The 26,191-nt window shown below is 63.1% G+C and carries 29 protein-coding genes and 1 tRNA gene; 18 read left to right on the forward strand and 12 right to left on the reverse strand.

Going from position 1 to position 26,191, the window contains the following annotated elements; translation table 11 throughout:
• Nucleotides 1–103: 103 nt before the first annotated feature.
• Together prmA and serA are read right to left on the reverse strand one after the other, a co-directional pair.
• Complete coding sequence (prmA, locus tag AAXE93_RS10035) at nt 104–991, reverse strand: 50S ribosomal protein L11 methyltransferase (protein ID WP_390130456.1); 888 nt, start codon at nt 989–991, stop codon at nt 104–106.
• A complete protein-coding gene (gene serA / locus AAXE93_RS10040) occupies nt 991–2,577 on the reverse strand; it encodes a phosphoglycerate dehydrogenase (RefSeq protein ID WP_390130458.1) in 1,587 nt (528 codons plus the stop codon). The genes prmA and serA overlap by 1 nt, the downstream gene beginning before the upstream one ends.
• A 106-nt stretch (nt 2,578–2,683) precedes the next feature.
• Here serA and AAXE93_RS10045 point away from each other — a divergent pair, with 106 nt between their 5' ends.
• From AAXE93_RS10045 to AAXE93_RS10070, 6 genes are all read left to right on the forward strand, one after another.
• Nucleotides 2,684–3,184: a hypothetical protein gene (locus AAXE93_RS10045; protein WP_390130460.1), complete on the forward strand. Its 501-nt coding sequence runs from the start codon at nt 2,684–2,686 to the stop codon at nt 3,182–3,184.
• Nucleotides 3,184–3,960: a photosystem II S4 domain protein gene (locus AAXE93_RS10050; protein WP_390130462.1), complete on the forward strand. Its 777-nt coding sequence runs from the start codon at nt 3,184–3,186 to the stop codon at nt 3,958–3,960. The genes AAXE93_RS10045 and AAXE93_RS10050 overlap by 1 nt, the downstream gene beginning before the upstream one ends.
• A 72-nt stretch (nt 3,961–4,032) precedes the next feature.
• Nucleotides 4,033–4,104, forward strand: a tRNA-Val gene (locus tag AAXE93_RS10055).
• A gap of 42 nt (nt 4,105–4,146) precedes the next feature.
• A complete protein-coding gene (gene murD, locus AAXE93_RS10060) occupies nt 4,147–5,532 on the forward strand; it encodes a UDP-N-acetylmuramoyl-L-alanine--D-glutamate ligase (RefSeq protein WP_390130464.1) in 1,386 nt (461 codons plus the stop codon).
• Between the two features lie 85 nt (nt 5,533–5,617).
• The gene (locus AAXE93_RS10065) at nt 5,618–6,064 is read left to right on the forward strand and encodes an EVE domain-containing protein (protein WP_390130466.1); all 447 of its coding nucleotides are present in this window, start codon (nt 5,618–5,620) and stop codon (nt 6,062–6,064) included.
• Entirely contained in the window at nt 6,048–6,776 is a 729-nt protein-coding gene (locus AAXE93_RS10070; protein ID WP_390130468.1) for a hypothetical protein, read from the forward strand. Before AAXE93_RS10065 ends, AAXE93_RS10070 begins: the two co-directional genes overlap by 17 nt.
• Here AAXE93_RS10070 and AAXE93_RS10075 read toward each other — a convergent pair.
• From AAXE93_RS10075 to AAXE93_RS10090, 4 genes are all read right to left on the reverse strand, one after another.
• Entirely contained in the window at nt 6,728–6,973 is a 246-nt protein-coding gene (locus AAXE93_RS10075) for a DUF2811 domain-containing protein (protein ID WP_390130470.1), read from the reverse strand. The genes AAXE93_RS10070 and AAXE93_RS10075 overlap by 49 nt on opposite strands.
• Before the next feature lie 313 nt (nt 6,974–7,286).
• Entirely contained in the window at nt 7,287–7,658 is a 372-nt protein-coding gene (locus tag AAXE93_RS10080; RefSeq protein WP_390130472.1) for a DUF1818 family protein, read from the reverse strand.
• Between the two features lie 10 nt (nt 7,659–7,668).
• Nucleotides 7,669–7,896 (reverse strand): DNA-directed RNA polymerase subunit omega, encoded by a 228-nt coding sequence (locus tag AAXE93_RS10085; RefSeq protein ID WP_025362489.1) that lies wholly within the window; start codon nt 7,894–7,896, stop codon nt 7,669–7,671.
• Nucleotides 7,897–7,938: 42 nt separating this feature from the next.
• Nucleotides 7,939–8,223, reverse strand: a complete 285-nt coding sequence (locus AAXE93_RS10090; protein ID WP_114989486.1) for a hypothetical protein — start codon at nt 8,221–8,223, stop codon at nt 7,939–7,941.
• 62 nt (nt 8,224–8,285) lie between these two features.
• On the opposite strand from AAXE93_RS10090, the gene AAXE93_RS10095 reads away from it, so the two are divergent.
• The 3 genes from AAXE93_RS10095 to AAXE93_RS10105 all read left to right on the forward strand — a co-directional run bounded on the left by AAXE93_RS10095 (nt 8,286) and on the right by AAXE93_RS10105 (nt 11,059).
• Nucleotides 8,286–9,860, forward strand: a complete 1,575-nt coding sequence (locus tag AAXE93_RS10095) for an Hsp70 family protein (protein ID WP_390130475.1) — start codon at nt 8,286–8,288, stop codon at nt 9,858–9,860.
• 101 nt (nt 9,861–9,961) lie between these two features.
• Entirely contained in the window at nt 9,962–10,807 is an 846-nt protein-coding gene (locus tag AAXE93_RS10100; RefSeq protein WP_390130477.1) for a hypothetical protein, read from the forward strand.
• 30 nt (nt 10,808–10,837) lie between these two features.
• A complete protein-coding gene (locus AAXE93_RS10105) occupies nt 10,838–11,059 on the forward strand; it encodes a ferredoxin-thioredoxin reductase variable chain (protein ID WP_115010087.1) in 222 nt (73 codons plus the stop codon).
• On the opposite strand, the gene pyrR is transcribed toward AAXE93_RS10105, so the two are convergent.
• Nucleotides 11,043–11,594 (reverse strand): bifunctional pyr operon transcriptional regulator/uracil phosphoribosyltransferase PyrR, encoded by a 552-nt coding sequence (gene pyrR, locus AAXE93_RS10110; RefSeq protein ID WP_114989567.1) that lies wholly within the window; start codon nt 11,592–11,594, stop codon nt 11,043–11,045. The genes AAXE93_RS10105 and pyrR overlap by 17 nt on opposite strands.
• 107 nt (nt 11,595–11,701) lie before the next feature.
• On the opposite strand from pyrR, the gene gpmI reads away from it, so the two are divergent.
• Both gpmI and secG read left to right on the forward strand, forming a co-directional pair.
• Entirely contained in the window at nt 11,702–13,339 is a 1,638-nt protein-coding gene (gpmI, locus tag AAXE93_RS10115; RefSeq protein WP_390130478.1) for a 2,3-bisphosphoglycerate-independent phosphoglycerate mutase, read from the forward strand.
• Complete coding sequence (gene secG, locus AAXE93_RS10120; protein ID WP_006849683.1) at nt 13,339–13,569, forward strand: preprotein translocase subunit SecG; 231 nt, start codon at nt 13,339–13,341, stop codon at nt 13,567–13,569. Before gpmI ends, secG begins: the two co-directional genes overlap by 1 nt.
• Before the next feature lie 277 nt (nt 13,570–13,846).
• Here secG and AAXE93_RS10125 read toward each other — a convergent pair whose 3' ends face one another.
• The 3 genes from AAXE93_RS10125 to groES all read right to left on the reverse strand — a co-directional run bounded on the left by AAXE93_RS10125 (nt 13,847) and on the right by groES (nt 16,445).
• Nucleotides 13,847–14,227 (reverse strand): hypothetical protein, encoded by a 381-nt coding sequence (locus AAXE93_RS10125; RefSeq protein ID WP_390130480.1) that lies wholly within the window; start codon nt 14,225–14,227, stop codon nt 13,847–13,849.
• Between the two features lie 194 nt (nt 14,228–14,421).
• Entirely contained in the window at nt 14,422–16,056 is a 1,635-nt protein-coding gene (gene groL, locus AAXE93_RS10130) for a chaperonin GroEL (protein ID WP_006851861.1), read from the reverse strand.
• A 77-nt stretch (nt 16,057–16,133) separates the two neighbouring features.
• A complete protein-coding gene (gene groES, locus AAXE93_RS10135; protein WP_006850452.1) occupies nt 16,134–16,445 on the reverse strand; it encodes a co-chaperone GroES in 312 nt (103 codons plus the stop codon).
• Between the two features lie 223 nt (nt 16,446–16,668).
• Here groES and atpD point away from each other — a divergent pair, with 223 nt between their 5' ends.
• Together atpD and atpC are read left to right on the forward strand one after the other, a co-directional pair.
• Nucleotides 16,669–18,132, forward strand: coding sequence for a F0F1 ATP synthase subunit beta (atpD, locus tag AAXE93_RS10140; RefSeq protein ID WP_115010090.1), 1,464 nt, complete (start codon nt 16,669–16,671; stop codon nt 18,130–18,132).
• A gap of 74 nt (nt 18,133–18,206) precedes the next feature.
• Nucleotides 18,207–18,617: an ATP synthase F1 subunit epsilon gene (atpC, locus tag AAXE93_RS10145; RefSeq protein WP_115010091.1), complete on the forward strand. Its 411-nt coding sequence runs from the start codon at nt 18,207–18,209 to the stop codon at nt 18,615–18,617.
• 169 nt (nt 18,618–18,786) lie between these two features.
• On the opposite strand, the gene AAXE93_RS10150 is transcribed toward atpC, so the two are convergent.
• Nucleotides 18,787–19,302, reverse strand: a complete 516-nt coding sequence (locus AAXE93_RS10150; RefSeq protein ID WP_390130484.1) for a 30S ribosomal protein PSRP-3 — start codon at nt 19,300–19,302, stop codon at nt 18,787–18,789.
• Nucleotides 19,303–19,356: 54 nt separating this feature from the next.
• On the opposite strand from AAXE93_RS10150, the gene AAXE93_RS10155 reads away from it, so the two are divergent.
• Complete coding sequence (locus tag AAXE93_RS10155; RefSeq protein WP_390130486.1) at nt 19,357–20,127, forward strand: TIGR01548 family HAD-type hydrolase; 771 nt, start codon at nt 19,357–19,359, stop codon at nt 20,125–20,127.
• A gap of 41 nt (nt 20,128–20,168) precedes the next feature.
• On the opposite strand, the gene AAXE93_RS10160 is transcribed toward AAXE93_RS10155, so the two are convergent.
• Nucleotides 20,169–21,494, reverse strand: a complete 1,326-nt coding sequence (locus tag AAXE93_RS10160) for an aminopeptidase P N-terminal domain-containing protein (RefSeq protein WP_390130488.1) — start codon at nt 21,492–21,494, stop codon at nt 20,169–20,171.
• Nucleotides 21,495–21,581: 87 nt separating this feature from the next.
• Between AAXE93_RS10160 and AAXE93_RS10165 the strand changes: the two genes are divergently transcribed.
• From AAXE93_RS10165 to AAXE93_RS10180, 4 genes are read left to right on the forward strand one after another with little or no spacing between them, the layout of a single operon-like run.
• Nucleotides 21,582–22,580: a CNNM domain-containing protein gene (locus AAXE93_RS10165; RefSeq protein ID WP_390130490.1), complete on the forward strand. Its 999-nt coding sequence runs from the start codon at nt 21,582–21,584 to the stop codon at nt 22,578–22,580.
• Nucleotides 22,577–23,872 (forward strand): GTP-binding protein, encoded by a 1,296-nt coding sequence (locus AAXE93_RS10170; protein ID WP_115131911.1) that lies wholly within the window; start codon nt 22,577–22,579, stop codon nt 23,870–23,872. The genes AAXE93_RS10165 and AAXE93_RS10170 overlap by 4 nt, the downstream gene beginning before the upstream one ends.
• Nucleotide 23,873: 1 nt before the next feature.
• On the forward strand, nt 23,874–24,455 hold the full coding sequence (locus AAXE93_RS10175) for a nicotinate-nucleotide adenylyltransferase (RefSeq protein ID WP_186513894.1): 582 nt from the start codon (nt 23,874–23,876) through the stop codon (nt 24,453–24,455).
• Nucleotides 24,455–26,140, forward strand: a complete 1,686-nt coding sequence (locus AAXE93_RS10180; RefSeq protein WP_390130493.1) for an NAD+ synthase — start codon at nt 24,455–24,457, stop codon at nt 26,138–26,140. Before AAXE93_RS10175 ends, AAXE93_RS10180 begins: the two co-directional genes overlap by 1 nt.
• The last annotated feature ends 51 nt before the right edge of the window (nt 26,141–26,191 follow it).

The raw sequence follows: 26,191 nt of genomic DNA on the forward strand, positions 1-26,191 counted from the left end.
ATTTTTACTTCAAATAGGTGCTCAACCTGACGATTCCGGGGCCACTGGGGAGGAGGACCAATCGGAGACCCCACTCTGATAAGCCCGGCTTATAGGGCTAGGGCTAGCGGCGGCGGATCTCCAGCAGCCCCCAGCGGCCCTGTGCCGCCTCGGCGGTGACCGACCAGCCCAAGCCCCCCAGCACCTCCTTCAGGCGCGGTGCCTGATCCACCAGGAGCCCACTGAGCAGAGCGCGCCCATCGGGCTGAAGCAGCCCCTCGAAACCCGGGGAGAGGGCTTCAATCACCGGGGCCAGGATGTTGCAGAGCAGCAGATCAGCGCGGCGGGGCGCGAGCAGATCGCTCAGGGTCTCCACAGAACCGAGAGCCACCTGAAGCTCAGCCTCCGATCGGTCGTTGAGGCCGCGGTTGTCTGTTGTGGCACGCACCGCCAGGGAATCGGTGTCAGCGGCCACCACCGACTCCGCCCCCAGACCCAGCGCAGCGAGGCCCAGCACCCCGCTGCCGCAGCCCAGATCAGCCACAAGCGCCCCCAGCAGAGGCGACTGTTCCAACGCCTCCAGGCAGAGCCGGGTGGTGGGGTGACTTCCGGTGCCGAAGGCACTTCCGGGGTCCATCTTGATCACCAGCCGATCGGCATGCTCCGGCGGCACCTCCAGCCAGGCCGGCAGGATCAACATCCCCGTACCGACAGGATCGGCCTGCCAATGTTGTTTCCAGCTGAGGCTCCAATCCTCGTCGGCCACATCGTCCCAGTGCCCATCGGGCAGGCTGAGTCCAAAGGGCTCCGCCAGCGGCTGCAGGCTGGCGACCAGCTCCCGCCGCTGAGGCTCCGGCCACTCCGGCTTCGGGAGCCAGACCAACAGCGTCTTGCGATCAGGCGTTTCCGGCGCATGCTGCACCGCATGGCGATGCAGCCCCAGATCCGTCAGCTTCCACACCAGCGACTCCTCCAGCTCCGGAGGACACGGGAGTGTGAGACGCCACCACATCAGAGCGTGACCGGGTGTGCTTCCTGGATGCCATCGATGTCCGTGATCGTCTGCAGCAGATCTGCTGGGATCGGATCATCGATGCTGAGCACCATCACCGCATCGCCGCGCACGATTTTGCGGCCCACCTGCATGGAGGCGATGTTGACGTTGTGTTCGCCCAGCAGAGAGCCCAGGTGACCAATGATTCCGGGCATGTCCCGGTGCCGGGTGAACAGCATGTGGCTGCTGGGGGTCACATTCACCGGGAAGGCATCGATGCTGGTGATGCGCAGATCGCCGTCGGCAAAGACGGCACCGGTGACGCTGCGGCTGCCCTGATCACCACGGGTGGTGATTTGCAGTGAGCCTCCGGCGAAGTCGCGGCTGCTCTCATCCTTCACCTCCAGCACCTGAATGCCGCGGGCCTTGGCCTCGAGCGAGGCATTCACGAAGTTGATGCTGTCACCCAGGCCAGCGCTGAGCAGACCCTTCAGAGCAGCAATCACCAGAGGCTGGGAGGGATGGCTGGCGAATTCACCCTGCAGGCGCAGTTCCATCTCCTTCACATGACCGCCAGACAGCTGACTGACGAGCAGACCGACCGTCTCGGCGAGCTGGAGATGGGGCTTGAGCCGCTCCATGATCTCGGCGCTGAGGCCGGGAATGTTGACCGCACTGCGGGCCGGCAGACCCAGCAGCACATCACGGATCTGCTCCGCCACATCGATCGCCACATTCTCCTGGGCTTCTTCCGTCGATGCACCGAGGTGGGGCGTCAGCACCAGACCACGCTCCACCGCCCGCAGGGGGGAGTCTTCCGCCAGGGGCTCACTGGCGTAAACATCCAGGCCCGCACCGGCGATCACACCGTTGTTGATGGCTTCAGCGATCGCCGCCTCATTCACCACGCCGCCGCGGGCACAGTTCACGATCCGCGCCGTGGGCTTCATCGTGCGCAGCAGCTCCGCATTCACCAGGTTCTCGGTGTCCTTGGTGCGCGGGATGTGCAGGGTGATGTAGTCGGCGGTGCGGAACAGCTCATCCAGCTCCAGCAGCTTCACCTGCATCCGTTGAGCCCGGTCAGCAGCAATGAAGGGGTCGTAGGCGATCACCTCCATGCCCATGGCCTGGGCAACCCGAGCGACGTGGGATCCGATCTTGCCGAGACCGACCACCCCCAGAGTCTTTTTGTAGAGCTCGTTGCCGACGTATTTCTTGCGGTCCCACTTGCCGGCCCGCATGCCGCCATGGGCCTGAGGGATGTGCCGCGAGAGGGTCAGCATCATCGCCAGAGCGTGCTCCGCTGCAGCGATGGTGTTGCCCTCCGGCGAGTTCACCACCAGCACACCCCGCTGGGTGGCGGCAGGCACATCAACGTTGTCGACGCCGACGCCGGCGCGGCCGATGATCTTGAGCCGGCTCGCCGCCGCGATCACCGCTGCGGTCACCTGGGTGCCGGAACGGATCATCAATCCGTCGTACTCACCGATGATCCCGATCAGCTCCTCCTCCGAGAGGCCGGTGCGCTGATCCACCTGCGCCACTTGGCCAAGGATGTCGATCCCGGCCTGGTCGATCGGATCGGAGACAAGAACTTTCGTCATCGAAAGGCGCAGAACTGCCGCGGTGAACTGTAGAGATCGACATCCTCCACCCCCTCCAGTTCGAAGCACAGGGTTCAGAATTCAGCGCATTGGATCTGAATGCCCCATGCCCGTCTGTGTGATGGTGATGGCCGATGCCCCTGCCGCGGAAGGCCTGACCCAGCGGCTCCGGGCCACCGATCTGCCGCTGCTGAAGTGTCTGACCATCCCCCCTGATGGGGATGCCATCGACAAGGTTGCCCTGCTGAACCCCAACCTCACGCGCCAACAGCGGCAGCGAGGCATGGCCCGCTGGCTGATGCCCTTCGGTTTCCTGGCAGGGGTCACCTTCACCAAGATCACCACCCTCACCACCTTCGCCAGCTTTGGCCCCTGGGGCGAAACCCTGATCGGCGGCCTGCTGGGCATGGGCTCCGGCCTGATGGGGAGCTACGCCGCAGCCGCCAGCGTGGATTCAGACAACGATGCAGGCGTGCGGATCCTGCGCAACCGCCGCGACGAAGGACGCTGGCTGGTGCTGCTGGAAACACCCAATGGCATCGAAGCCCCCTGGCAGGTGATTCAAAAGTCGCGGCCGCAGCAGGTGGTTCGCCTCGACGACCTGTGATGCTGCCCCGGGAGGAGCTGCTGGCAGGGGCCCAGAACCCGGAAGAGCTGACGGTGCTGGTCGATCTCGCGGAGCAGGTGTTGCGCACCTGGCAACCGGCCTGGAGTCCCTTTCTCAGCGCACCGCTGCGGGAGGAAGCCTTGGCACGCCTGGGCAGCCTCAGTGAATTGACCTGGATCAGTGATGGCGGCTATCCAGGCGCCGAACGCCAACGGCTGCTCTGCCACCGTCGCGACGACAGCCCTGATCCAGCAGCCCCGGTTCAAGGCCTGCTGATTGAAGGCAATTTCCTCTTCGACCCCCTTTCCCCCGAGGACCTGCGCGAAGCGTTGAAGGCCATGGGCGTCGACGCAGACCAGATCGGCGATCTCTGGGTGCGCGGCGATCGCGGCGGGCAAGGGATCTGCACCCCCAGTGCTGCCGAAGCACTGCATGCCCGCCTGGGGGCCGTGCGCGAGGTGGAGATTCGCTGCGAATCTCGTCCTGTGGAGCAGTTGCAGCAGCCTGTGCAACGCAGCGTCCGCACCCTGCAGACGGTGGAGGCCTCCTGTCGCCTGGATGCGATTGCATCGGCTGGATTCGGGCTGTCCCGAGCCAAGATCGTGACCCACGTCAAAGCTGGGCGCCTACGGCTCAACTGGGGCAACGTGCATCAAGCGAGCCGTGAACTGGTGGTGGGCGACCGGCTGCAGCTGCAGGATCGCGGCTCGGTGGAGGTGCTCTCACTCACGCGCACCAAACGGGAGCGCTGGCGCGTTGAACTGCGCCGCAGTTGAGTTGAGCTGCCCACCAACTGCTACTGTTCAGCCTCGGTCGATGAAATCACGAGATTTCAAATGATCGATGTCGGGCGATTAGCTCAGGGGTAGAGCACTACATTGACATTGTAGGAGTCACTGGTTCAAATCCAGTATCGCCCACTTTCCCTGTCGGGACTGCGTTTTCGAACTTCAGACCTCGCGATGACACGCACGATTGTCGTTGGCTTGGGTCGCTCAGGTTTGGGAGCTGCGCGTCTACTCAAGCAGCAGAATCGCGACGTTGTTGTGTTCGAACGGGGCGATAACGAACCCCTCCAAAACACCTCGAAAACCCTCGCCGAAGAGGGCATTCAGGTGGTGCTGGGGCAGCCCCTGACCCTGGAGAGCTTTCACGCCTGGCGCGACAACCTGGACGCAGTGGTGATCGGCCCCGGCATCCCCTGGGATCATCCAACCCTGGTTGAGCTGCGATCCGAGGGCATCGAGGTGCGCGGCGAGATGGATCTGGCCTGGGATGCCCTTCAACAGATCCCCTGGATCGGCATCACAGGAACCAACGGCAAAACCACGGTCACCCATCTGCTTAACCACGTGCTGGAAGCCTCAGGCCTTACGGCACCGATGGGGGGAAACATGGGCCTCTCCGCCGCTGAACTGGCCTGCCAGATCAGCTCAGGGGCCACACCGCGGCCGGATTGGCTCGTGATGGAACTGAGCAGCTACCAGATTGAGGCGGCGCCCGCCGTGGCCCCCAAGATCGGCATCTGGACCACGCTGACCCCAGACCATCTCGAACGCCACGGCAGCCTGGAGGCCTACCGGGCCATCAAACGCGGGCTGCTTGAACGCTCGGCGTGCGCCCTCTTTAATGCTGATGATCCAGACCTGCGCCAGCAGCGCAGCAGCTGGAACCGCGGCACCTGGGTGAGCAGTGAGGGCGCGCGTCCTGACAACCAGCCCGCCGACCTCTGGATTGATGACGAGGGCATGGTGCGCAACACCACCACCCGCTTGTTTGCGGCTGATGCCCTGGCGATGCCGGGCTGCCACAACCGCCAAAACCTTTTGCTGGTGACCGCTGCCGCGCTCGAGGTCGGCCTCTCCCCCCAGCAAATCGCCGACGCCTTGCGCACATTTCCGGGCGTACCGCACCGGCTTGAGCAACTGGGCACGTTGGCAGGAGCCAGCGTGTTCAACGACAGCAAAGCCACCAATTACGACGCAGCCGAGGTTGGCTTGCGCGCCGTGCAGGGGCCCGTCGTGGTGCTGGCCGGGGGGCAGACCAAACAGGGCGATGCCAGTGGCTGGCTCGAGCAGCTGCACACCAAGGCCTGCAGCCTGATCCTGTTCGGTGCGGGGGCCGATGAGCTGGCCAGCCTGGCCAAAACGGCTGGATACCCCGGCGAACTGTTGCAGTGCCCGGAGCTCGAGAGCGCTGTAAACCTGGCTGAAACGGCCGTACAGCGGCATCAAGCCTCATCGCTGCTGCTGTCACCGGCCTGCGCCAGCTTTGATCAATACAGGGATTTCGAGGCCAGAGGAGACCACTTCCGCACCCTGATCACCCCCCTGCTGGACGTCGCCTGAGACCAAACGAACGCAATGGGATTCATCTAGGCCTAACGGTCCGATGATGGTGTGAAACAAGCCTTGCGACGTGGCCTTCTGGTTGATGAAAAGCGAACCCGACGCCTACGGGATCGATGATCTGCGGCGCGAGGGCACCACGCTGTGGGACGGCATTCGCAACTACCAGGCCCGCAATTTCATGCGCAGCATGGAGGTGGGAGACCAAGCGTTTTTCTATCACTCCAATTGCAAACCACCCGGGATCATTGGGCTGATGGAAGTGATGGAGACCGGCCTGGTGGACCCGACGCAATTTGATCCCACGGCCAAGTACTACGACCCCAAATCAAGCCCCGAGAAACCACGCTGGGACTGCGCACGCCTGCGATTCCTCGGCGAATTCGACGCTCTACTCAGCCTCGACCAGCTGCGGGAGCTCTACAGCGAAGAGCAGCTGCCCGTGATCAAACGCGGCAACAGGCTCTCGATCCTTCCGGTCCCCACCAATACCGCCAACGACCTCCTTTCACGGCTTGGCCAGCTCCACTGAGATCCCACTGGTCACGCTGCTGCCACGGGCCTGGATCGGCTTCAGCCGGGGGCCCTGGCGCTGTGTTGGCTTGGCGGCGTTGGTGTTGATCAGTGCCAGCGGCCCTGCAGTGATCGGCCACGACCTGCGCCTGGCGGGATCCCCATGGCTGAATCGGCTGGGGGACCTCTCGGTGTTGATCAGCTTGGTGCTTCCGCTGCTGCCTCTCCTGGGCCTGCTGCAACTGACGGATGGTCTGCTCCCCGACCGACGCGACGACCGCCCCCAACAGAGCTGGAGACAGCTGCTGGGCCAGGCCTTCACCCTGGTGCTGCTTGAGCTGGTGCTGGTGCTGGGGGGCGTCGGATTGATTCAGTCGTTGAGCTGGGCGCTCGGACGCTGGAGCACGGCCTTGGCAGGTCTGAGCGTGCTGCTGGGGGGAGTGGTGCTGCTGAGCTGGCTGTTCAGCCAAACCCTGGCCCTGCCCCTGCTCGTGCACGAGCGCTGCCGAGCACTTCAGGCGATGGACCACAGCCGACAGCTGGTGCACCGCAATGGGCTCAAGGTGCTGGCGCTGCTGGGGATGCTGCTCGGCCTCAATCTTCTGGGGCTGATCGGGGCCACCCTGGGGCTGCTGCTCAGCCTCCCCTTCAGCGCCCTGGTGCTGATGGCCTGCTGCCGGCCTCAGACGCCATTGATCAGCGATTCCCGGCGGAACATGTTTCCGACGTAAACCCGGGTGATCTCCCGCGATGCCTGGCCGTTCTGCACCAGGAAGCCGGCAAGCGCCGCCTGAACCAAACGGTATTGATCCCAGTTCGGATGTCCTTCGATGAACTGGGTCATGGCCTGCTGGAGGGATTGCGGCACTTCCGATTGGAAACTCACAACACTGATCTCAGCCGCGGCTTGCTCAAGGCCTTCCGGCATCTTTTCTCTTCGAAACGAACACTAGTTCTCCACACCACGACGCCGCCGTCAAGAACCCCCAACACGGGACCATTCCCACGAATCTCCAAGCGAGATCCCTGCCAGAAAGCCACTCCTGCACTGGTCGAAGCGCCGGCCTAGACGGAACTGCGCAGCCCGCCGCCATCGTCAAGCAAAAACAACGACAAACGGGGGATTTCCACAGAAACCTGCCAGGGCGGCGTTAACGGCCCATGACCTGTGGAAAAACTGTGCAGAGCAACAGGGAAAGGGCGGGGGAAATCAATGATTCAAAAACGATTAGCTGGATTAATCAATGCTGCGAGTCCCACAACGTTCTCAAGGCCGCTACGGCCGCCGCCGCCGCGGGGGCCGGCCACTCCCCCTGCGCCGAACGTCCCTCCAGCGGGGTGAGCAGGATGCGCAACTCCCATTGGCTGCGATCACCGCTCAAGCATCCCCACCACACGCCACGATCCAGCTCTAGCTCGATCGATTCCTCGGGCATCAGTTGGTCAACCAGACCCCTGTGCTGCTGCTCCAGGGTTGCCACAAGATCCACCAGATCCCGCCACTCCGGCTCGGTCAACTCAAACGCCCAGCGCTCTCCCCCCACAAGAACGCAAAATTCGCCGCGGGAGGGGTCGTGCGACACCCGCCATCCGTCCCCCTCCTGCTGAATCACAGCCGATGGATCAACCCGGCAGCAGATCGGGCTGGTCTTGCTCGTCGCTCAATTCCACGATGGCCCGTTGCACCGGCTTGACGCTGGACTCCTCCAGCAGACCGTCGAAGTCGTCAAAGCGGCGCTGCTTGGCCCGGAAGGCGATCCGCACCGTCGTCAGATAGCGGTTACTTGATTGACGAATCAAGCTTTCGCCACGCTTGGCGAGATCCTTGGAATCCACTCCGGCCGAAAGCACAGGCTTCTTGATCAAACAAGTTCAGATTAATTGGTGACCGTCTCAGGCCAGCTGATCGGTGTGAAAGGGCACGTGCATGGGGTAAGCCCGCTGACGGGAGCCTGGAACCCGCAACACGATCTGGCGCCCCATCCCCAAAGCCGCCAGGGGCAAGCGCAGATCAGCGACCAAACCACTCAATTCCTCGAGATGCGCATCATCGATGCACTCGATGCGGATGCTGCCCCAGCTGCGACGCATGCGACAGCTCCGCAGCGGCTCCAACCTCTCCTGCAGTTCAGGATCTTCCCGGTAGAAGGAGAAGATCAGCTGTTGCAATCGATCCATCGCCGCCAGTCCCCCTAGTCTCATCCTGACTTCACCGTGCCCTGAGCACGGTCAGAGATCGCGTGGGCGAAGAAAAGCTTCAGCATTCAGACCAACGGGGCGGAACACTCGCCATCGATTTGGGCAGCACCACCACGGTGGTGGCCTATCAGGGACCGACCTCCACAAGGGCCGATCTGCTGAACTTGCCGGCCATCTGCAGCCGGGCCGGTGAAATTCCCAGCCTGGTGTGGGAGGCATCCCAACGGCCTCTGATTGGCCGGCAGGTGCTCGAGTCAGGCCTCAATGACTCCGTGGACAGCCGTCTACATCGCGACTTCAAGGGCCACATCGGTCAAGCGGATGCCCCAGAACAGGACGCAGCCCGCTGGGCAGGAGAACAGCTGCTTCAACAGATCTGGGGCCGGCTCCCCAGCGATCTCCCGGTGGAGCGGCTGGTGCTGACCGCCCCAGTGGAGTGCTATCGGACGTATCGCAGCTGGTTGCTGCAGGCCTGCACCACGCTGCCGGTGGCCGAGATCGCCCTGGTGGATGAACCCACGGCAGCCGCCATGGGTGCAGGGCTTCCCGCTGGTTCCACTCTGCTGGTGGTGGACCTGGGCGGAAGCACCCTGGATCTAGCCCTGGTGGCTCTGGAGGGAGGAGAAGGTCGTGCCGCACCGATCGCCCAACTGCTGCGGCTGGGGGGGCGCAGCCTGGGGGACAACAGCCGCCAGATGCTGCGCACAGCAAAGGTTCTGGGCAAAGCCGGGCTGCGCCTCGGGGGCCGTGACATCGATCGCTGGATTGTGGACCGCTGTTGCCCGGGTCAACCCGCCAGCACCCCCCTGCTCAATGCCGCCGAACGGCTCAAATGCCGGCTGAGCGACACCGCCCTGGCCGAACGCGAGCCCCTGATGGAGTTGGCCATGGATGAGCAGGAGCATGTGCTCCGCCTGTCGCGCAGCGAACTCAACGCGCTTCTGCTGGAGCGCGGCTTCGGAGACGCCCTCGAACAATTGCTGGAGACCTGTCTCGCCGGCGGTCGCCGCAACAACTGCAGCCTTGAAGATCTGGAGGGCGTAGTGGCCGTCGGCGGCGGTGCCCAGCTGCCCCTCCTGCGCCAGTGGCTCTCCGAGCACACGGCGCCAGCACCCTTGCTCACCCCGCCACCAGTGGAGGCCGTGGCCCTGGGTGCGCTTCAACTCACGCCAGGGGTTGCCATTCGGGATGTGCTGCAACACGGCGTTTCCCTCCGTTTCTGGGATCAGCGCAGCAACAGCCACCGCTGGCATCCCCTCTTCGTGGCCGGTCAACCCTGGCCGAGCCCCGCCCCACTCGAGCTGGTGCTGGCCGCCAGCCGGACCGGCCAACGCAGCTTGGAGCTGGTGCTGGGGGAGCCCATCCCCCAGGGGAGCCACAGCGTGGTCTTCATTGATGGTTTGCCGACCCTGCAGGAGCAGACCGCCGGGGAGGTCTCCCACCAGCCTTGGCCGGGCACCGAGCTGGTGCTACCTCTAGAACCCGCCGGAGAGCAGGGCGAAGACTGCCTGCGGCTGCGCTGGAGCATTGATCAAGAAGCGCAGCTTCAGCTGGAGATCAACGATCTGCGTTCAGGTCGGACGTGGTCCCAGCCAACGCTGGGGGCTGTCCGATAAGACTGACCCATAAAGACCGTCCGATAAGACGTCCGTCCACAGGCCCTTGGAACGGGAGCCGACACTCCATAGAACAGAACCAACGTTCAGCTCCACCCTTCGTGGCGGCACCGCGTCAACTGCTGCTGCGGCTCTGGGGTGTTGGAACCCTGGGACTGGTGCTGACGATTGCGACAGGTGCCTATTGGTGGGAACAACAACTGCCGAAGCGGCTGCAGAGCGCCCTCGCTGCCAACGACTACGAGGCCTGCATCCGCACCAGTGAGCAACTCGCCTCCCTGCGCTGGTTGGGGGAGGGCGCACCGGAGGAGCAGGCCCTCTGCCGCCAGAAGCACGCCGAACATCTCTGGGACCAAGGCGATTCGATCGCTGCCCTCACGCTGCAGCAGCAACTGGTCGCCTCGGGCCATGGCGACCTTGCCCTCCATCGCAAGACCCTCGAACGCTGGCGCCAGGCTCTGATGGATCAGGCGATTGCTCTGTTTCATGAGGGAGACCTGCAGCAGGCACTCGAGTTGCTGGATCCCCTCAAAGGCAGCGCGCGCAGCTCCATCAGCCAACTCAGTGCAACGCTGATGGAGAGCTGGAACCGCAACAAATTGGAACAGCGTCGGCTGGTTCAACTGGTGGAGCAAGAACGCTGGTGGGAGGCCTTGGACAGCCTCAACAAACTCGACCATCCCTTGTGGCAGCAGCGGGCAAGTGCCACCCGTCAAGAGGTGGAGAGTGCCATTCAGGCCCTCGATGAGGCTCAGCAACACCAACAGCACTCAGCGGTGCGTGCCGACGTCATCAGCGGTGATCGGCTGGATGCCGCTGTCGAGGATCAGTTGCTCCAAGGTCTGGACCCCTGGACGGCCTTTTCGATGGGCTGCAGGAGCCTTGGCGGTCGCGTCGAAGAGGACGGACCGGAAAGTTTCTGTCGACGCTCGTCCCCAAGCCCGTGACAAGATGAGCCCGTGGATCACTCAGGTGCAATGCAGGCGGGCGACAGGGTGACGGTGGAGGCATCCGTCGTTGTGTTCAACCATCCCGAACACCGGGGCAAAGCCTTTGACATGAAAGGGCAGACCGGAGAGGTGGCGAACGTTCTCAATGATTGGAAGGGTCGGGTGATCAGCCCAACGCTTCCTGTGATCGTTGCCTTCGGCCGCTACAAAGCCCATTTCCGCGCCGACGAACTCAAGCCTGCCGGCTGAGTCGGCTGAGGAACACCCCCTCCTCACCATCAACATCCCTGAGGCGGAGCTCGATGGTTTCGCTGCGTCGGGTCGGCACAACGCGACCACAGAAATCAGGCTGAATCGGAAGCTCCCGATGGCCTCGATCCACCATGGCCAGCAACATCACCCGCTGCGGCCGCCCCCAGCTCTGCATGGCCTCCAGGGCGGCACGCACCGTCCGCCCCGTGAAGATCACATCGTCCACCAGAATCACCTGGCGGTCCTCAATGCTGGTGGGGAGAGTCGTGAGCTGGGGCAGACGGGTGCCGATGCGCTCCAGATCATCGCGATGAAACGTGGGATCAATGGCCCCCTGGGAGATGGCATGACCCGTCAACCGCTCCAATTCCCGCGCCAAAACCCTGGACAACTGAACGCCGCGGGTGGGGATCCCCAACAGCATCAACCGACGGCTGTCTTCGGCGCTCTCCAACACCTGCGACGCCAAACGCGACAGCGTTAGACCAAGCTCACGCTCCGAGAGAATTTCGATCCGTTCAGGGTCGGCCATGGAGGATTGAGCGCTGCGGGGTGTGGGAATTGGCTGAAACTGCAGCTTGAGGGCTGGCGTGGCGTTAAGTTGATTCTGCAAGAGTCCTTAAGAACCGTCGGTCGCGGGTGAACGTGGGGAAAAGCACTACCAACGGTTCAGGACGCTCCGGGACAGTGGCACCGGTCGTTCTCGCCATTCTTGATGGCTGGGGTTACAGGAACGCAAGCGAGCACAACGCGATTCAGCAAGGCGGCACTCCTGTGATGGATGCCCTTTGGCATGCCTATCCACACACCTTGATTGAGGCCAGTGGCTCCCATGTGGGCCTCCCCGATCAACAGATGGGTAACTCTGAGGTGGGCCACCTCACCATCGGAGCCGGCCGCATCATTCGCCAGGAGTTGGTGCGAATCAGCGACACGGTGCGCAGCAACCAACTTGGCGACACGCAGGCACTCAAGGAATTGGCAGAGCGCACCCAAGGGCGGGGCGGCACCTTGCACCTGCTCGGCCTCTGCTCCGATGGGGGCGTCCACAGCCACGTGGACCATCTCTGTGGACTGATCCAGTGGGCAGCGGACAGCGGCATCTCTGATGTCGCCGTGCATGCCATCACCGATGGTCGCGACACACCGACCCAGAGCGCACCGGGATACATCAGCCAGGTGGAAGCGGCCCTGAGCCGAAGCGGCGTTGGCCAGCTCGCCAGCCTCTGTGGCCGGTACTGGGCCATGGACCGGGACCAGCGCTGGGAGCGGATCGAAAAGGCATACAACCTCTACACCGATCCCAACATCGCCGTCGACAGCCGAACGGCAGAGCAGGTGCTGGCGGAGAGTTATGCCGAGGACATCACCGATGAATTCCTCGAACCGGTGCGTCTTCAGAACAGCGTCATCAAAGACGGTGACAGCGTTCTGGTGTTCAACTTCCGACCCGATCGCGCCCGCCAGATCGTGCAAGCGCTCTGCCTCCCCGATTTCGAGGGCTTCGAGCGCAGCCACACGCCGGAATTGGATGTGGTCACCTTCACCCAGGTGGAACAAGACCTTCCCGTTCAAGTGGCCTTCCCCCCCGAGCCGCTCGACCAATTGTTGGGGCAGGTGGTGGCAGACGCCGGGCTGAAGCAGTACCGCACCGCTGAAACTGAGAAGTACCCCCACGTCACGTACTTCATGAACGGTGGCATCGAACAGCCACTGGCGGGAGAAGACCGTCACTTGGTGCCATCGCCGAGGGTCGCCACCTACGACCTCTCACCGGCGATGTCGGCGGAGCAACTCACCGACAGCTGTATTTCTGCCATTGAGAAGGCGGACTATTCGCTGATTGTGATCAACTACGCCAACCCCGACATGGTGGGGCACACCGGTGTGATGGAGGCCGCCAAGGAAGCCATCCAAACCGTGGATGCCTGCATTGGCCGGTTGTTGGATGCGGTGGGACGCCAAGGCGGAACCATGCTGATCACGGCTGATCACGGCAATGCCGAATTGATGAAGGGTCCGGATGGCCAAGCCTGGACAGCCCACACCACCAATCCTGTGCCTGCGATCCTGATCGAAGGTGAACGGCGCAAACTGCCTGGCCATGGCAACGCCATCACACTGCGCGATAACGGGGGGCTGGCCGATATCGCTCCGACGTTGCTGCAAATTCTTGACCTTCCGCAACCGGCTGCCATGACTGGCCAAAGCCTGATTGCCCCCATGTCCAACATGGACCCCACCCCCAAGACCGCTCGCCTTCCTCTTTCCGTTTGATGCTCACCTCAATTTTGTCCTGGAGCTGGATCGGCACCGGCCTTCTGTTGATCGTCTTGGTGCTGCTGCATAGCCCCAAAGGTGATGGCATGGGTGGCTTGGCAGCAAGCGGCAGCTCCATGTTCAGCAGCGCCAGCAGCGCCGAAGCAACGTTGAACCGTCTGACATGGACATGCCTGGCGTTGTTTTTGTCCTTGGCTGTGATCCTGAGTGCTGGCTGGTTGAACTAAACCAACCCGCTCACAAACTCAATTTCCAGCACACATATTTTGAAGGAAGCTTCAATCTGATGACTGGAATGCTGCTCATCAACTTGCCGCTCTGTTCCAATCAATTTTGCGAACAGAAGTTACACAAGAAAGCACATAGAGCACGAATCAAGAATACTGAGGCACAACTGAGGCGGTATTGCAAGATCACCAAACAAAGAATTCTTCAAGCAGCCTGAATTGATGTGATCCCTAGCGGCCTTGAACTTAAGCCGTGAGACTTCAGATTCCAGAAACATTACTCAGGGCTTTGCAACCCTGATTTCAGAAAAGCAATTTCCTTGTAGACCCGATCAAGCTCGTACAACGTTTTTGTTTCCTTCTTTTCAAGGATTTCAACCCGCTTCAACAGATCCTCCAACAACTTGTTTTGCAAAGATTCAACCTGAACTTGCCTTTTTTGCACGCCTTTTGAGGGAGCAGAAGCCGTGCTGGCCGGAGAAAGAATGCCTCCATCCGTTTCGACGTACAACAAGGCAAGACGCTCCAACACCTTGGAGTAGGCCTTGTCTTGTTGTCGGCAAAGGGCTTTGAAACGCTGCAGCGTCTCTGGAGCGAACTGGGCGGCGAAAGCTCCGGGGCGCTGGGGCATTTGTCCCGACACATCGATACGCAGCAAGACATTAGCCGGCACCTCTCCGCACTCCCCAATTCTTCATGACCGGCAACCAACGCCGGCCCCCAGGCGCCACATGTCTTGTAAAAACTAGTTCCCACAAGACAGTATCCGAACATAAAAAAGAGGCCCCGCAGGACCTCTTGGCATGACTTGAGTTGGGGTGATCGGGTGGCCTCCCGACCACCCGAAGTCAATCAGTAGTCGAAGTCGCCGCCGCCCATGCCGCCGCCGGCAGGAGCTGCTTCCTTCTTCTCGGGCAGATCAGCCACGATGCACTCGGTGGTGAGCACCATGCCAGCGATGGATGCGGCATTTTGCAGACCGGAGCGGGTCACCTTGGCGGGATCGACGATGCCGGCAGCCAGCATGTCGACGTACTCGCCGGAGGCAGCGTTGAAGCCTTCGGCACCAGCGCGAGCCTTGACGTTCTCAGCCACAACAGCGCCGTTGGCACCTGCGTTTTCAGCGATGCGCATCAGCGGAGCGGTAAGAGCAGCAGCCACGATGTTGGCGCCGATCAGTTCCTCGCCGGACAGGCTGGAGGCTGCCCACTGCTCCAGGGCCGGAGCCAGGTGAGCCAGGGTTGTGCCGCCGCCAGGAACGATGCCTTCCTCAACAGCCGCCTTGGTGGCGTTGATGGCGTCCTCGAGACGGAGTTTCTTGTCCTTCATCTCGGTTTCGGTGGCTGCACCCACCTTCACCACAGCCACGCCACCGGCCAGCTTGGCCAGGCGTTCCTGCAGCTTCTCCTTGTCGTAGGTGGAGTCGGTCTCGTCCATCTGCTTCTTGATCTGTTCGCAGCGGGCGCCGACAGCCGCCTCGTTGCCCTCGGCAACGATGGTGGTGGTGTCCTTATTGATGGTAATGCGACGGGCGGTGCCCAGCATCTCGAGCTTGGCGTTCTCCAGCTTGAGACCGGCATCTTCGGTGATCAGCTGACCGTTGGTCAGCACAGCCATGTCTTCCAACATGGCCTTGCGGCGATCACCAAAACCAGGAGCCTTCACAGCGGCCACGTTCAGCACACCGCGCAGACGGTTCACCACCAGAGTGGCCAGGGCTTCCTTCTCGATGTCCTCAGCAATGATCAGCAGAGGCTTGCCGGTGCGGGCGATTTGCTCCAGCACAGGCACCAGATCTTGCACCAGACCGATCTTCTTGTCGGTGAGAAGGATGTAAGGCTCGTCGAGGACGGCTTCCATCCGCTCGGTGTCGGTGGCGAAATAAGGGGAGATGTAGCCCTTATCGAAGCGCATGCCCTCGGTGACCTCGAGTTCGGTCTCCATGGACTTGCCCTCTTCGAGGGAAATCACACCTTCCTTGCCAACCTTGTCCATGGCATCGGCAATCATCTTGCCGACTTCTTCATCGTTGCCAGCGGAGATGGTGCCGACCTGAGCGATGGCATTGCTGTCAGCGATGGGCTTGGCCATTTCCTTGATCTTGCTGACCAGGAAATCGGACGCCTTGTCGATGCCCTTCTTCAGGGTGATGGCGTTGGCACCGGCAGCCACGTTGCGCAGACCCGCCTTGACCATGGCGTGGGCCAGAACGGTGGCCGTGGTGGTGCCGTCACCGGCAGCGTCGTTGGTTTTGGAGGCGGCCTGACGGATCAGAGCAACACCGGTGTTCTCGATGTGGTCTTCGAGCTCGATCTCCTTGGCGATGGTGACGCCGTCATTGATGATCTGGGGTGCACCGAACTTCTTCTCGAGCACCACGTTGCGGCCCTTGGGACCCAGGGTCACGGCAACGGCTTCGCAGAGGATGTCGATGCCTTTTTCGAGAGCGCGACGGGCGTTCTCGTTGTAGATGATGCGCTTTGCCATGGAAGGCGGTTCCTAATGAAGAGGATGGTTAAGGGAGGCTGAGTTGAGACTCAAGCCGCAATGCAGCAGGGCTGATCTCAGTTGACGACAGCCAGGATGTCCTTCTCGGACAGCAGCACGTATTCATCGCTGCCGAGCTTGATGTCGGTGCCGGCGTACTTGCTGTAGAGAACCTTGTCGCCCACACCAACTTCGGGAGCCTGACGGCTGCCGTCGTCGTTGCGCTTGCCGGGGCCCACCTGAACCACTTCACCCACCTGGGGCTTTTCTTTGGCGGTGTCAGGCAGAAGGATGCCGCCGGCAGTCTTCTCTTCGGATTCAGAGACTTTGACGAACACGCGGTCGCCGAGGGGTTTAACGGTCGAGACGCTGAGAGAAACAGCAGCCATGGGTACTTGCAGGAGCAGGGACAGGGCGCAATGCGCCACGCATCGACGCGAGTTGGCACTCGATGCCGATGAGTGCCAACGTATGCAAACGACCACCCCTCGGGCCATACCCCAAGCTGTGCGGGTGACCGAACCGGAGGGGGTGCAACCACAGCGGTGGTATGGTTGCGCCGCTCTGAATGGGTCCGAGCGCGCAGCGCCTGTTCCCGCAACTCTCCTTCCTATGGTCGCTTCTGCTCCTGCATCTGCTGGCACCAAGGGTGTGATCCGTCAGGTGATCGGCCCGGTTCTGGACGTGGAATTTCCCGCCGGGAAACTGCCCAAGATCTATAACGCCTTGCGCATCGAGGGGAAAAACCCCGCAGGTGACGACGTCGCCCTGACCGCTGAGGTTCAACAGCTTCTGGGTGATCACCGGGTTCGTGCCGTTGCCATGAGTGGCACCGACGGTCTAGTGCGCGGCATGGAAGCCGTTGACACCGGTGCACCGATCTCCGTGCCCGTGGGTGAAGGCACCCTCGGCCGCATCTTCAACGTGCTGGGCGAGCCCGTCGACGAGCAGGGCCCCGTCAACACCACTGCCACCGCTCCCATCCACCGAGATGCCCCCAACATCACCGAGCTTGAGACCAAGCCGAAGGTGTTCGAGACCGGCATTAAGGTGATCGACCTCCTGGCTCCCTATCGCCAGGGAGGCAAGGTCGGCCTGTTCGGCGGCGCCGGCGTGGGCAAGACCGTGCTGATTCAGGAGCTGATCAACAACATCGCCAAGGAGCACGGCGGTGTGTCTGTGTTCGGTGGTGTGGGTGAGCGCACCCGTGAGGGCAACGACCTCTACGAGGAATTCAAGGAATCCGGCGTGATCAACGCCGACGACCTTTCCAAGTCGAAGGTGGCCCTCTGCTACGGCCAGATGAACGAGCCCCCCGGCGCCCGGATGCGCGTGGGCCTCTCCGCTCTGACCATGGCTGAGCACTTCCGCGACGTGAACAAGCAGGACGTGCTGCTGTTCGTGGACAACATCTTCCGCTTCGTGCAGGCCGGTTCCGAGGTGTCCGCACTGCTGGGCCGCATGCCTTCCGCTGTGGGCTACCAGCCCACCCTGGGCACCGACGTGGGTGCCCTGCAGGAGCGTGTTGCATCCACCGTTGAAGGTTCGATCACCTCGATTCAGGCCGTTTACGTGCCTGCTGACGATCTGACCGACCCCGCACCGGCCACCACCTTCGCTCACCTCGACGCCACCACGGTGCTGAACCGTGCCCTGGCTTCCAAGGGCATCTACCCCGCTGTGGATCCTCTGGATTCCACCAGCACCATGCTCCAGCCAGCTGTGGTGGGTGACGAGCACTACCGCACCGCCCGCGCCGTGCAGTCCACCCTGCAGCGCTACAAGGAACTGCAGGACATCATCGCGATTCTGGGTCTCGACGAACTGTCGGAAGACGACCGTCGCACCGTGGACCGTGCCCGCAAGGTTGAGAAGTTCCTCTCCCAGCCTTTCTTCGTGGCTGAAATCTTCACCGGCATGCCCGGCAAGTACGTGAAGCTGGAGGAGACCATTGCTGGTTTCAACCAGATCCTTTCCGGTGAGCTGGACAGCCTCCCCGAAGCCGCCTTCTACCTGGTGGGCAACATCGAGGAAGTGAAAGCCAAGGCCGAGAAGATCGCCGCCGAAACCAAGTGATCCCTGCGGGGGTGTGATTCACACCCCCGATCACGTGTTTCTCGACAGTCCGTTCTCTTTTCGAACCAAGGTTCATGTCCCTCACCCTCCGCGTGCTGGCAACAGACCAGAACGTCTTTGATGGCAGCGCCGACGAGGTGATCCTGCCCAGTACCACCGGTCAACTCGGCATCCTGCCCGGCCACATCTCCCTGCTCACCGCCATCGACATCGGTGTACTGCGGGTGCGTGCCAACGGTGCATGGAACTCCATCGCTCTGATGGGTGGTTTCGCCGAAGTGGATGCTGATGAAGTCACCGTTCTGGTGAACAAGGCCGAACTTGGCAGCTCCATCGATGCCGCTGCCGCCGAAGCCGCTTTCCAGAAGGCCTCCACCGTGGTGGCTGGCATGGAAGGCCAACCTGCTTCGCCGGAAAAACTCAAGGCGCAGCAACAGCTGAATGAAGCCCGCGCTCGCCTTCAGGCCAGCAAAACCGCCGACTGATTCATCCCCCAATTTCAAGGATGACGTCGCCAAAGGCCAGGGGTTACCGCCCCTGGCCTTTTTCGTGGTGTGGTTTGTCCGTTCGTCATCCCAACACCAGGCAAGCCACGGGAAGGCATAAAAAAACCTGCCCGAAGGCAGGTTTGCATCATCAACTTGAAAAGCGGAATCAGGCGGTACCGCAGAAGGTGACGTCGGGGAACTTGGCCTTGGCCTCGTCGAGGCTCTTGCCTTTGCCCTCTTCCTGCCAGTAGTTGATCACCTCAGTGGCCTGGTTGAGCACTTCAACCCGCTCGTTGTCGGTGATCCAGCTCTTGCCTTCCAGCTCGGCCTTCAGGCTTTCCCAGGCATCCTCACGGGGCCAGAAGAAGTAGGAGGTGAGTGGGCTAGGGCCACCGCCAACGATCTGATCAACCGCAAGGGCCACGTTGTCGGGCAGCCAGAGGATCTTCAGCAGGAACCGGCCCTCATCAGCCTTGGGGGTGTAACCGGAAGGAACACCATCAGCATCGATGGTGGCCGTGGCCAGAGCCGCGGCGGCGCCCTTCAGCACAGGACGGCCTTCGCCTTCGCTGGCTGCAGGCTTTTCAGTGGTTTCAGCTGCCTGGGTGGCGCCTTCAGCCGCGTCGGCGGACGGAGTCGCGACCTCCTGGTCGGTAGGGGCAGCGCCTTCGGTGACCGTCATGGTGTCAGCGCTCAAGACAGAAATACAAACAACTAACCTACCAGCCGCTCCCCATTGGACGTTCTGGGATCCCCAACCATCCTGCTGTTCGACATCGATGGTGTGATCCGCGATGTCGCGGGCAGCTATCGACGGGCCCTTCAATGCACTGTGCAGCACTACTGCGGTTGGCAGCCCAGCGCTGATGTCATCGATGCGTTGAAGGCTGAAGGAGCCTGGAACAACGACTGGGACGCCAGCCTTGAACTGCTGCGGCGCCATGGTGCTGAGCTGCCGGATCGCGCCGCGCTGATCGATGTGTTCAGCGGCTTCTACTTCGGCGGAGATCCGAACGGAGACCCCAGCCAATGGACGGGCTTCATCGGTGATGAGCCTCTTCTGGTGGACGCCAGCTTTTTCGCCACGCTGTCGAAGCGCAAGTTGAGCTGGGGATTTGTGAGTGGAGCGGAACCACCCTCAGCCCGCTTCGTGCTTCAGCAGCGCCTGGGGCTCCAGGACCCGCCCCTGATCGCGATGGGAGATGCCCCCGACAAACCGGACCCCACAGGCTTGATCCGCCTGGCCAAAGCACTGGGGGCCAGTGCCGAGGGAGTTCAGGTGGCCTATCTCGGCGACACCGTGGCCGATGTGCACACCGTGATCCAGGCCCGGGAACGCTGGCCGGAACAACCATTCGTAAGCCTGGCGGTGGCACCGCCTCACCTGCAAACCCCAGAGCAGGCTGCGGCGCGCGACATCTATGAGCAACGGCTGCGGGAGGCGGGCGCCGATCAAGTGCTGACGACCACTGAAGCTGTCTTGCAGTGGGAAGGAGCTGCGGGATAAGGGCAACTGCGGTCCGCGAAACTCCCCGCTGATCGAGGCGATCAGCGCTCCATTGCAGCAACGCTCTTGAGGGCGCCGCCAGTGAGCACCTCATGGCCAGTCTCGGTGACGGCAACGTCGTCTTCGATGCGGATGCCGATGCCTTTCCAGCGATCGTCAATCTCAGGCTGTCCTTCCGGGACGCTGAGGCGATCGCTGACGTAAAGACCGGGCTCAACGGTGAGCACCATGCCTGGCTCCAGCGGCGCAGGTTGCTCACCGAGCCTGTAGGCCCCCACGTCATGCACATCCAGACCCAGCCAATGGCCGGTGCGGTGCATGTACAGGTGGCGGTAGTCGCCTCGCTCGATGATGCCGTCCACATCCCCGATCAGGAGGCCCAGGTCCACCAGGCCCTCCACCAGAATTCGCAGGGCGGTGTCGTGCACTGCCTCCGCCGTGCCGCCGGGAGCCACAACTGCAACCGCAGCTTCCTGAGCCTCCAGCACCAGGCTGTAGAGCTCCCGCTGTTCCGCCGTGAAGCGGCCATTCACCGGGAAGGTACGGGTGATGTCACCGTTGTAGTAATCCTCCAGCGAACAACCGGCATCGATCAGCAGCAGGTCGCCATCCTGAAGCGGGGCCGTGTTGGCGGTGTAGTGCAGCACGCAGGCGTTATCACCGCCAGCGACTATGGATCCGTAGGCAGGACCGCGGGCCCCGTTGCTGCGGAAGTGGGCCTCCATCGCCGCCTGCACCTCGGCTTCGTTCATGCCCGGGCGGGTGATCGATCGGGCCAGCTCGTGGGCTTCTGAGGAGATGCGGCAGGCCTCCCGCAAACGCTCCAACTCATGGGGCTCCTTGCGCAGCCGCAGGCGATGCAGGATCGGCGTTGGTGCCACCAGCCCCAGGGCCGCCGTCCCCGTGCGGGCATAGGTGTCCAGTTGCCGCCCCCAGGCCGAAAGCACCATCGATTCCACCGACGTGTTTCGGCCCACCCGGAAGGCGATGGCTTCGGCACCGGCGAGGTACTCGGGCAGTTTTTCGCTCAGCTGATCCAACGGATGGGCCAGGTCCGCGCCATAGCGCTCCACCGCGCCTTCGGTGCCCCAGCGGAAGCCGGTCCACACCTCTGCCGCCGGGTCCTTGGGCTGCACAAACAGCACGTAGCGCTCCCCTTCCGGTCGATGCGGCAGCAGCAGAGCCACCGCATCCGGTTCATCAAAACCGGTGAGATAAAAGAAATCGCTGTCCTGCCGGAAGGGCCATTCGCAGTCGGCGTGATGGGTCGCCAATGCCGCGGCCGGAATCACCGCAGCGGCAGCGCCGAGTTGCTCCATGAACAGGGCGCGACGACGCGCGTGGATGCCGGAGTCGAAACCGTTCACAGCAGCAGAGCGTTCAGGGGAACAGGATGGCAGTTGGCAAGGCCGAACTGGCCAGGGCCTCTACGATGCAAGGAGTTTCAGACGGCAATGAGCTCCGATCTCCTGGTGCTGTTGCTGCTGGTTTTGGTGGTGCTGCTGGGTTCGGCCCTCTGTTCCGGAGTGGAAGCCGCCCTGTTGACCGTGAGTCCAATCCGGGTGCACGAGCTGGCGGCCCGGGAACGTCCCGTGGCCGGGGCCCGACGGCTGGCGCAGTTGCGTCAACGGCTGGGGCGCACCCTGTCGGCTCTGGTGATCGCCAACAACGGCTTCAACATTTTCGGCAGCCTGATGCTGGGCGGTTATGCCGCCTGGGTGTTCGAGCAGCGCAACATCAGCGGTGTGGCACTGCCGATGTTCTCGGTGGGTCTGACTGTCCTGGTGATCCTGCTGGGTGAAATCCTGCCCAAAGCCCTCGGAAGCCGTCTGGCCCTGCCGGTGGCCCTGGCCAGCGCACCCCTGTTGCATTGGCTCGGCCTGGTGCTCAGGCCACTGGTGCTGCTGCTGGAACGGATGCTGCCGGCCATCACCGCCGAAGCGGAACTCAGCACCAATGAAGAGGAGATCCGTCTGCTGGCTCGCCTGGGCTCCCAGAAGGGAGAGATCGAAGCCGATGAAGCCGCGATGATCGGCAAGGTGTTTCAGCTCAACGACCTCACCGCCCGCGACCTGATGACGCCGCGGGTGGCGGCGCCCACCCTGGATGGGAGCCTCAGCATCGAAGCCCAGCGGGCCAAGCTGATGAGCACGAACGACCCCTGGTGGGTGGTACTGGGCGATCAAGTGGACAAGGTGCTTGGCGTGGCCAGCCGCGAGCGGGTGCTCACCGCCCTGTTGGAGAACCGCGGCCTGCTCACAGCCGTTGACCTCTGCGAACCGGTGGAATACGTGCCCGAGATGATCCGGGCTGATCGGCTGCTGACGGGCTTCCGGCGCGACAGCGGTGGTGTGCGCGTTGTGGTGGATGAATTCGGTGGCTTTGTCGGCGTGATCGGTGCCGAATCGGTGCTGGCAGTGCTGGCCGGCTGGTGGCGCAAGCCGGCAGCATGAGCTGGATGCAACCCACCCCGCCCCATACCGTTGAGCGCTGCCAGCTGCTGCTGGAGCACTGGCGCAGTCAGCTTCAGCTGAGCCCACGGGACCAGGGACTGCTGGGGGGTGAATTGCGGCTGCTGGATCGTCAGCTGCAACGGCTGCAGCAACGACGCCTGCGCATTGCTCTGTTTGGTCGGGTGGGGGTCGGCAAATCCAGCCTGATCAATGCCTTGATCCGCCGGCCACTGCTGGCAACGGATGTCGCCCACGGCAGCACCCGCCATCAGCAGGCGGTGGACTGGCCCGTGAAGATTGCCGGGCTGACCAGGGTGGAACTGGTGGACACCCCCGGCATTGATGAAATCGATGCCGCCGGGCGGGCTCGCTTGGCCTCCCGCGTGGCCATGGGGGCTGATCTGGTGCTGCTGGTGGTGGACAGCGACCTGACCCGGGCCGACCTGGAGGCCTTACAAACGCTGCTGGAGAGCGGCAAGCCCCTGCAGCTGGTGCTGAACCGGAGCGACCGCTGGCCAGAGCAGGAACGTGCCGAACTGCTGCGCAGCATTCGCGCCCGGCTGCCGGTGGATCTGCCGATCACCGCGGCAGCGGCAGCGCCCCGCAGCCCCCAAATCCAGGCCGATGGGCTGGTGCGCAGCACGATCACGACGCCGCAGGTGGAGGATCTGCAGAACCAGCTCTGCCGGCAGCTGGAGAACGAAGGCACCCTGCTGTTGGCGATTCAGTCGCTGCGCCAGGCCGACCGCTTCCAGAGGGCCTGCCAAGCACTGCGGCTGCAACAGCACCGCCGCACGGCCCAGAGCCTGATCGGTCGTTATGCAGCCGCCAAAGCCACCGGCGTGGCCGTCAACCCTGTGATGGCATTGGACATGGCCGGAGGCATGGCCTGCGACACCGCCCTGGTGCTGCAGCTCAGCCGTCTCTACAACCTGCCGATGACGCCAGCGGCGGCACGGCTGCTGCTCACCCGACTCTCCAGCCACAACGCCTTGTTGGGCGGGGTGCAGCTGGGGCTGGCGGCCCTCAAGCAGGCCCTGCTGCTGCTGGTGCCGGTGAGCGGCGGCGCCAGCATGGCCCCTGCAGCCCCGGTGGCCGTGGCCCAGGCCGCCCTGGCGGTGCATGCCAGCCGCCGAACGGGGCGTCTGGTGGCGCAGCAGTTGCTGCGACGGCGCGGTGGACAACCCGGTGCGCTGTTACGCCGCCTGGCCGAACGAGATCCCGTGGTGCACCACTGGCTGTTGCGCTGGCCCAAAGCCCTGGAGCAGGATCTGCAACCACTGCTGCCCTGAGATGACCGCTGCTGCCATCGCTTTGCTGGGCACCAGCGCCGATCCACCCACCCGCGGCCATCAGGTGCTGCTGGAGGGGCTGTTGAACCGCTACGGCCAGGTGGCGACATGGGCCAGCGACAATCCCCTGAAACAGCACGATGCCCCCCTGGAGTTGCGAGCGATGCTGCTCGGCCAGCTGGTGCAGCAACTGCAGGATGAACGTCTCGAACTGGCCCAGCATCTGAGCAGCCCTTACACCTTGATCACCTTGCAACGGGCCGCCCAGCATTGGCCTGATCGCAACCTTGTGTTTGTGGTGGGCAGCGATCTCGCTGGCCAGATTCCCCGCTGGAAACAGAGCGATTGCTGGCTGCCGCAGTGCCGCCTGGCCATCGCCCCCCGCAAGGGTTGGCCCCTCGAGGAGGCGACGCTGCAGGCCCTGCGCGATCTGGGCGGACAGGTGGAGCTGCTGGATCTGGAGGTTCCCGCCACCGCCAGTTCGCAACTGCGCCAGCAACCGAATCAAGCTCAGATCCCTGAAGCGGTGTGGCCGCTGTTGCTCCAGCACAATCTGTACGGCCTTTCGGGGAGCCTCTGCTGATGCGCATCGCTCTAGCGCAACTCAACCCCGTGGTCGGCGACTTCGAGGGCAACGCGAAGCGGATTCTGGAGGCCGTGCGCAGGGCAGAAGAGCAGGCTGTTGATCTGGTGCTCACCCCTGAACTCTCCCTCTGGGGGTATCCCCCTCGGGACCAGTTGCTCGAGCCCAGCCGCATCCAGCAACAGAACACGGTGCTGCAGTGGCTGGTGAACCAACTGAACAGCAGCGTCACCCTGTTGGTGGGAGCTGCGCTGCCCGCATCAGATGCCCGCAGTCCACGGCTGCACAACGGTGTGGTGCTGGTGAATCGCCTGGGCTGGCGGCCGATTGCCCAGAAACAACTGCTGCCCAGTTACGACGTCTTTGATGAGCGGCGCTACTTCCGCCCCGGTGATGGCCCCTGCCTGCTCAGCCTGCCCAACGGGAAGCGACTGGGCCTCACCATCTGCGAAGACCTCTGGGTGGATGACGGCCTGCAGCGCGAGCGCCTGGACGGACCGGATCCCATCGATCAACTGATCCCCGAACAGCCGGATCTGGTGATCAATCTGGCGGCTTCCCCCTTCGATGCCTCCAAGCCAGCCTTGCGCCAACAGCTGGCGGCGGCGGCGGCGCAACGCCTCAATTGCCCACTGATCTACCTCAATCAAGTGGGGGGCAACGACGAGCTGGTGTTCGACGGGGCCAGTTTTGTGGTGGAAGCCGATGGCGCCGTGCAGCTGGAGCTCCCCGTCTGTGAGGAGCACCTGGCGGTCTGGGACAGCGGTCATCCCACCCCTGTGCAGTCCCACGGCCAGATTCAACCCATGGATCCCCTGGAGCGGCTGTTCCGCGCCCTGGTGCTTGGGGTGCGTGACTACGCCCGGAAATGCGGGTTCAACAAGGCATTGCTGGGGTTGAGCGGCGGCATCGACTCAGCGCTGGTGGCCGTGATCGCCAGCGCAGCCCTTGGGAACGAGGCGGTCTCAGCGCTGTTGATGCCCTCCCCCTGGAGCTCGGCTGGATCCATCGACGACGCCTTGGCCTTGGCCGAACGGTTGGGACTGCAGACCAACACAGTGCCGATCGCCGGCCTGATGGAGGGCTACGACCAGGTCCTCACCGCACCGCTGGGGGAAACGCCCCAGGGCGTGACGGCGGAAAATCTGCAATCACGCATTCGCGGCACCCTGCTGATGGCCGTGGCCAACCAGCAGGGCCAACTGCTGCTCACCACCGGCAACAAATCCGAGCTGGCCGTGGGGTACTGCACCCTCTATGGCGACATGAACGGCGGGCTTGCGGTGATTGGCGATCTCTACAAAACCAGCGTGTTTGCCCTGTGCGACTGGCTCGACAGCGACGCAGCCCGGGGCTGCCGCCAGGCGCTGGGACTCCCGATCCACGGAGAGCTGGTGGGGGAGGCGATTCGACGCAAACCACCGAGCGCCGAGCTAAGGCCCAACCAGAAAGACAGCGACTCCCTGCCCGACTACGACGCTCTGGACGCCCTGCTCAAAGCCCTAATCCAGGAGCGCCAGTCTGGACCAACCCTGATGGCGGCCGGCCATGATCCCGCCCTGGTGGAGCGGGTGGAACGGCTGCTGAAACGGGCCGAGTTCAAGCGACGCCAGGCGGCACCGTTGCTCAAGGTGAGCCCCCAGGCCTTCGGCAGCGGCTGGCGGTTGCCCATTGCAGCGACCTAAACATCCCACCCTGGTGATGTGGCGGGTTGTGCGCAGCGGAGCCAGATTGAA

It is taken from the genome of Synechococcus sp. HIMB2401, from assembly GCF_042883245.1.
Classification (GTDB): domain Bacteria; phylum Cyanobacteriota; class Cyanobacteriia; order PCC-6307; family Cyanobiaceae; genus Parasynechococcus.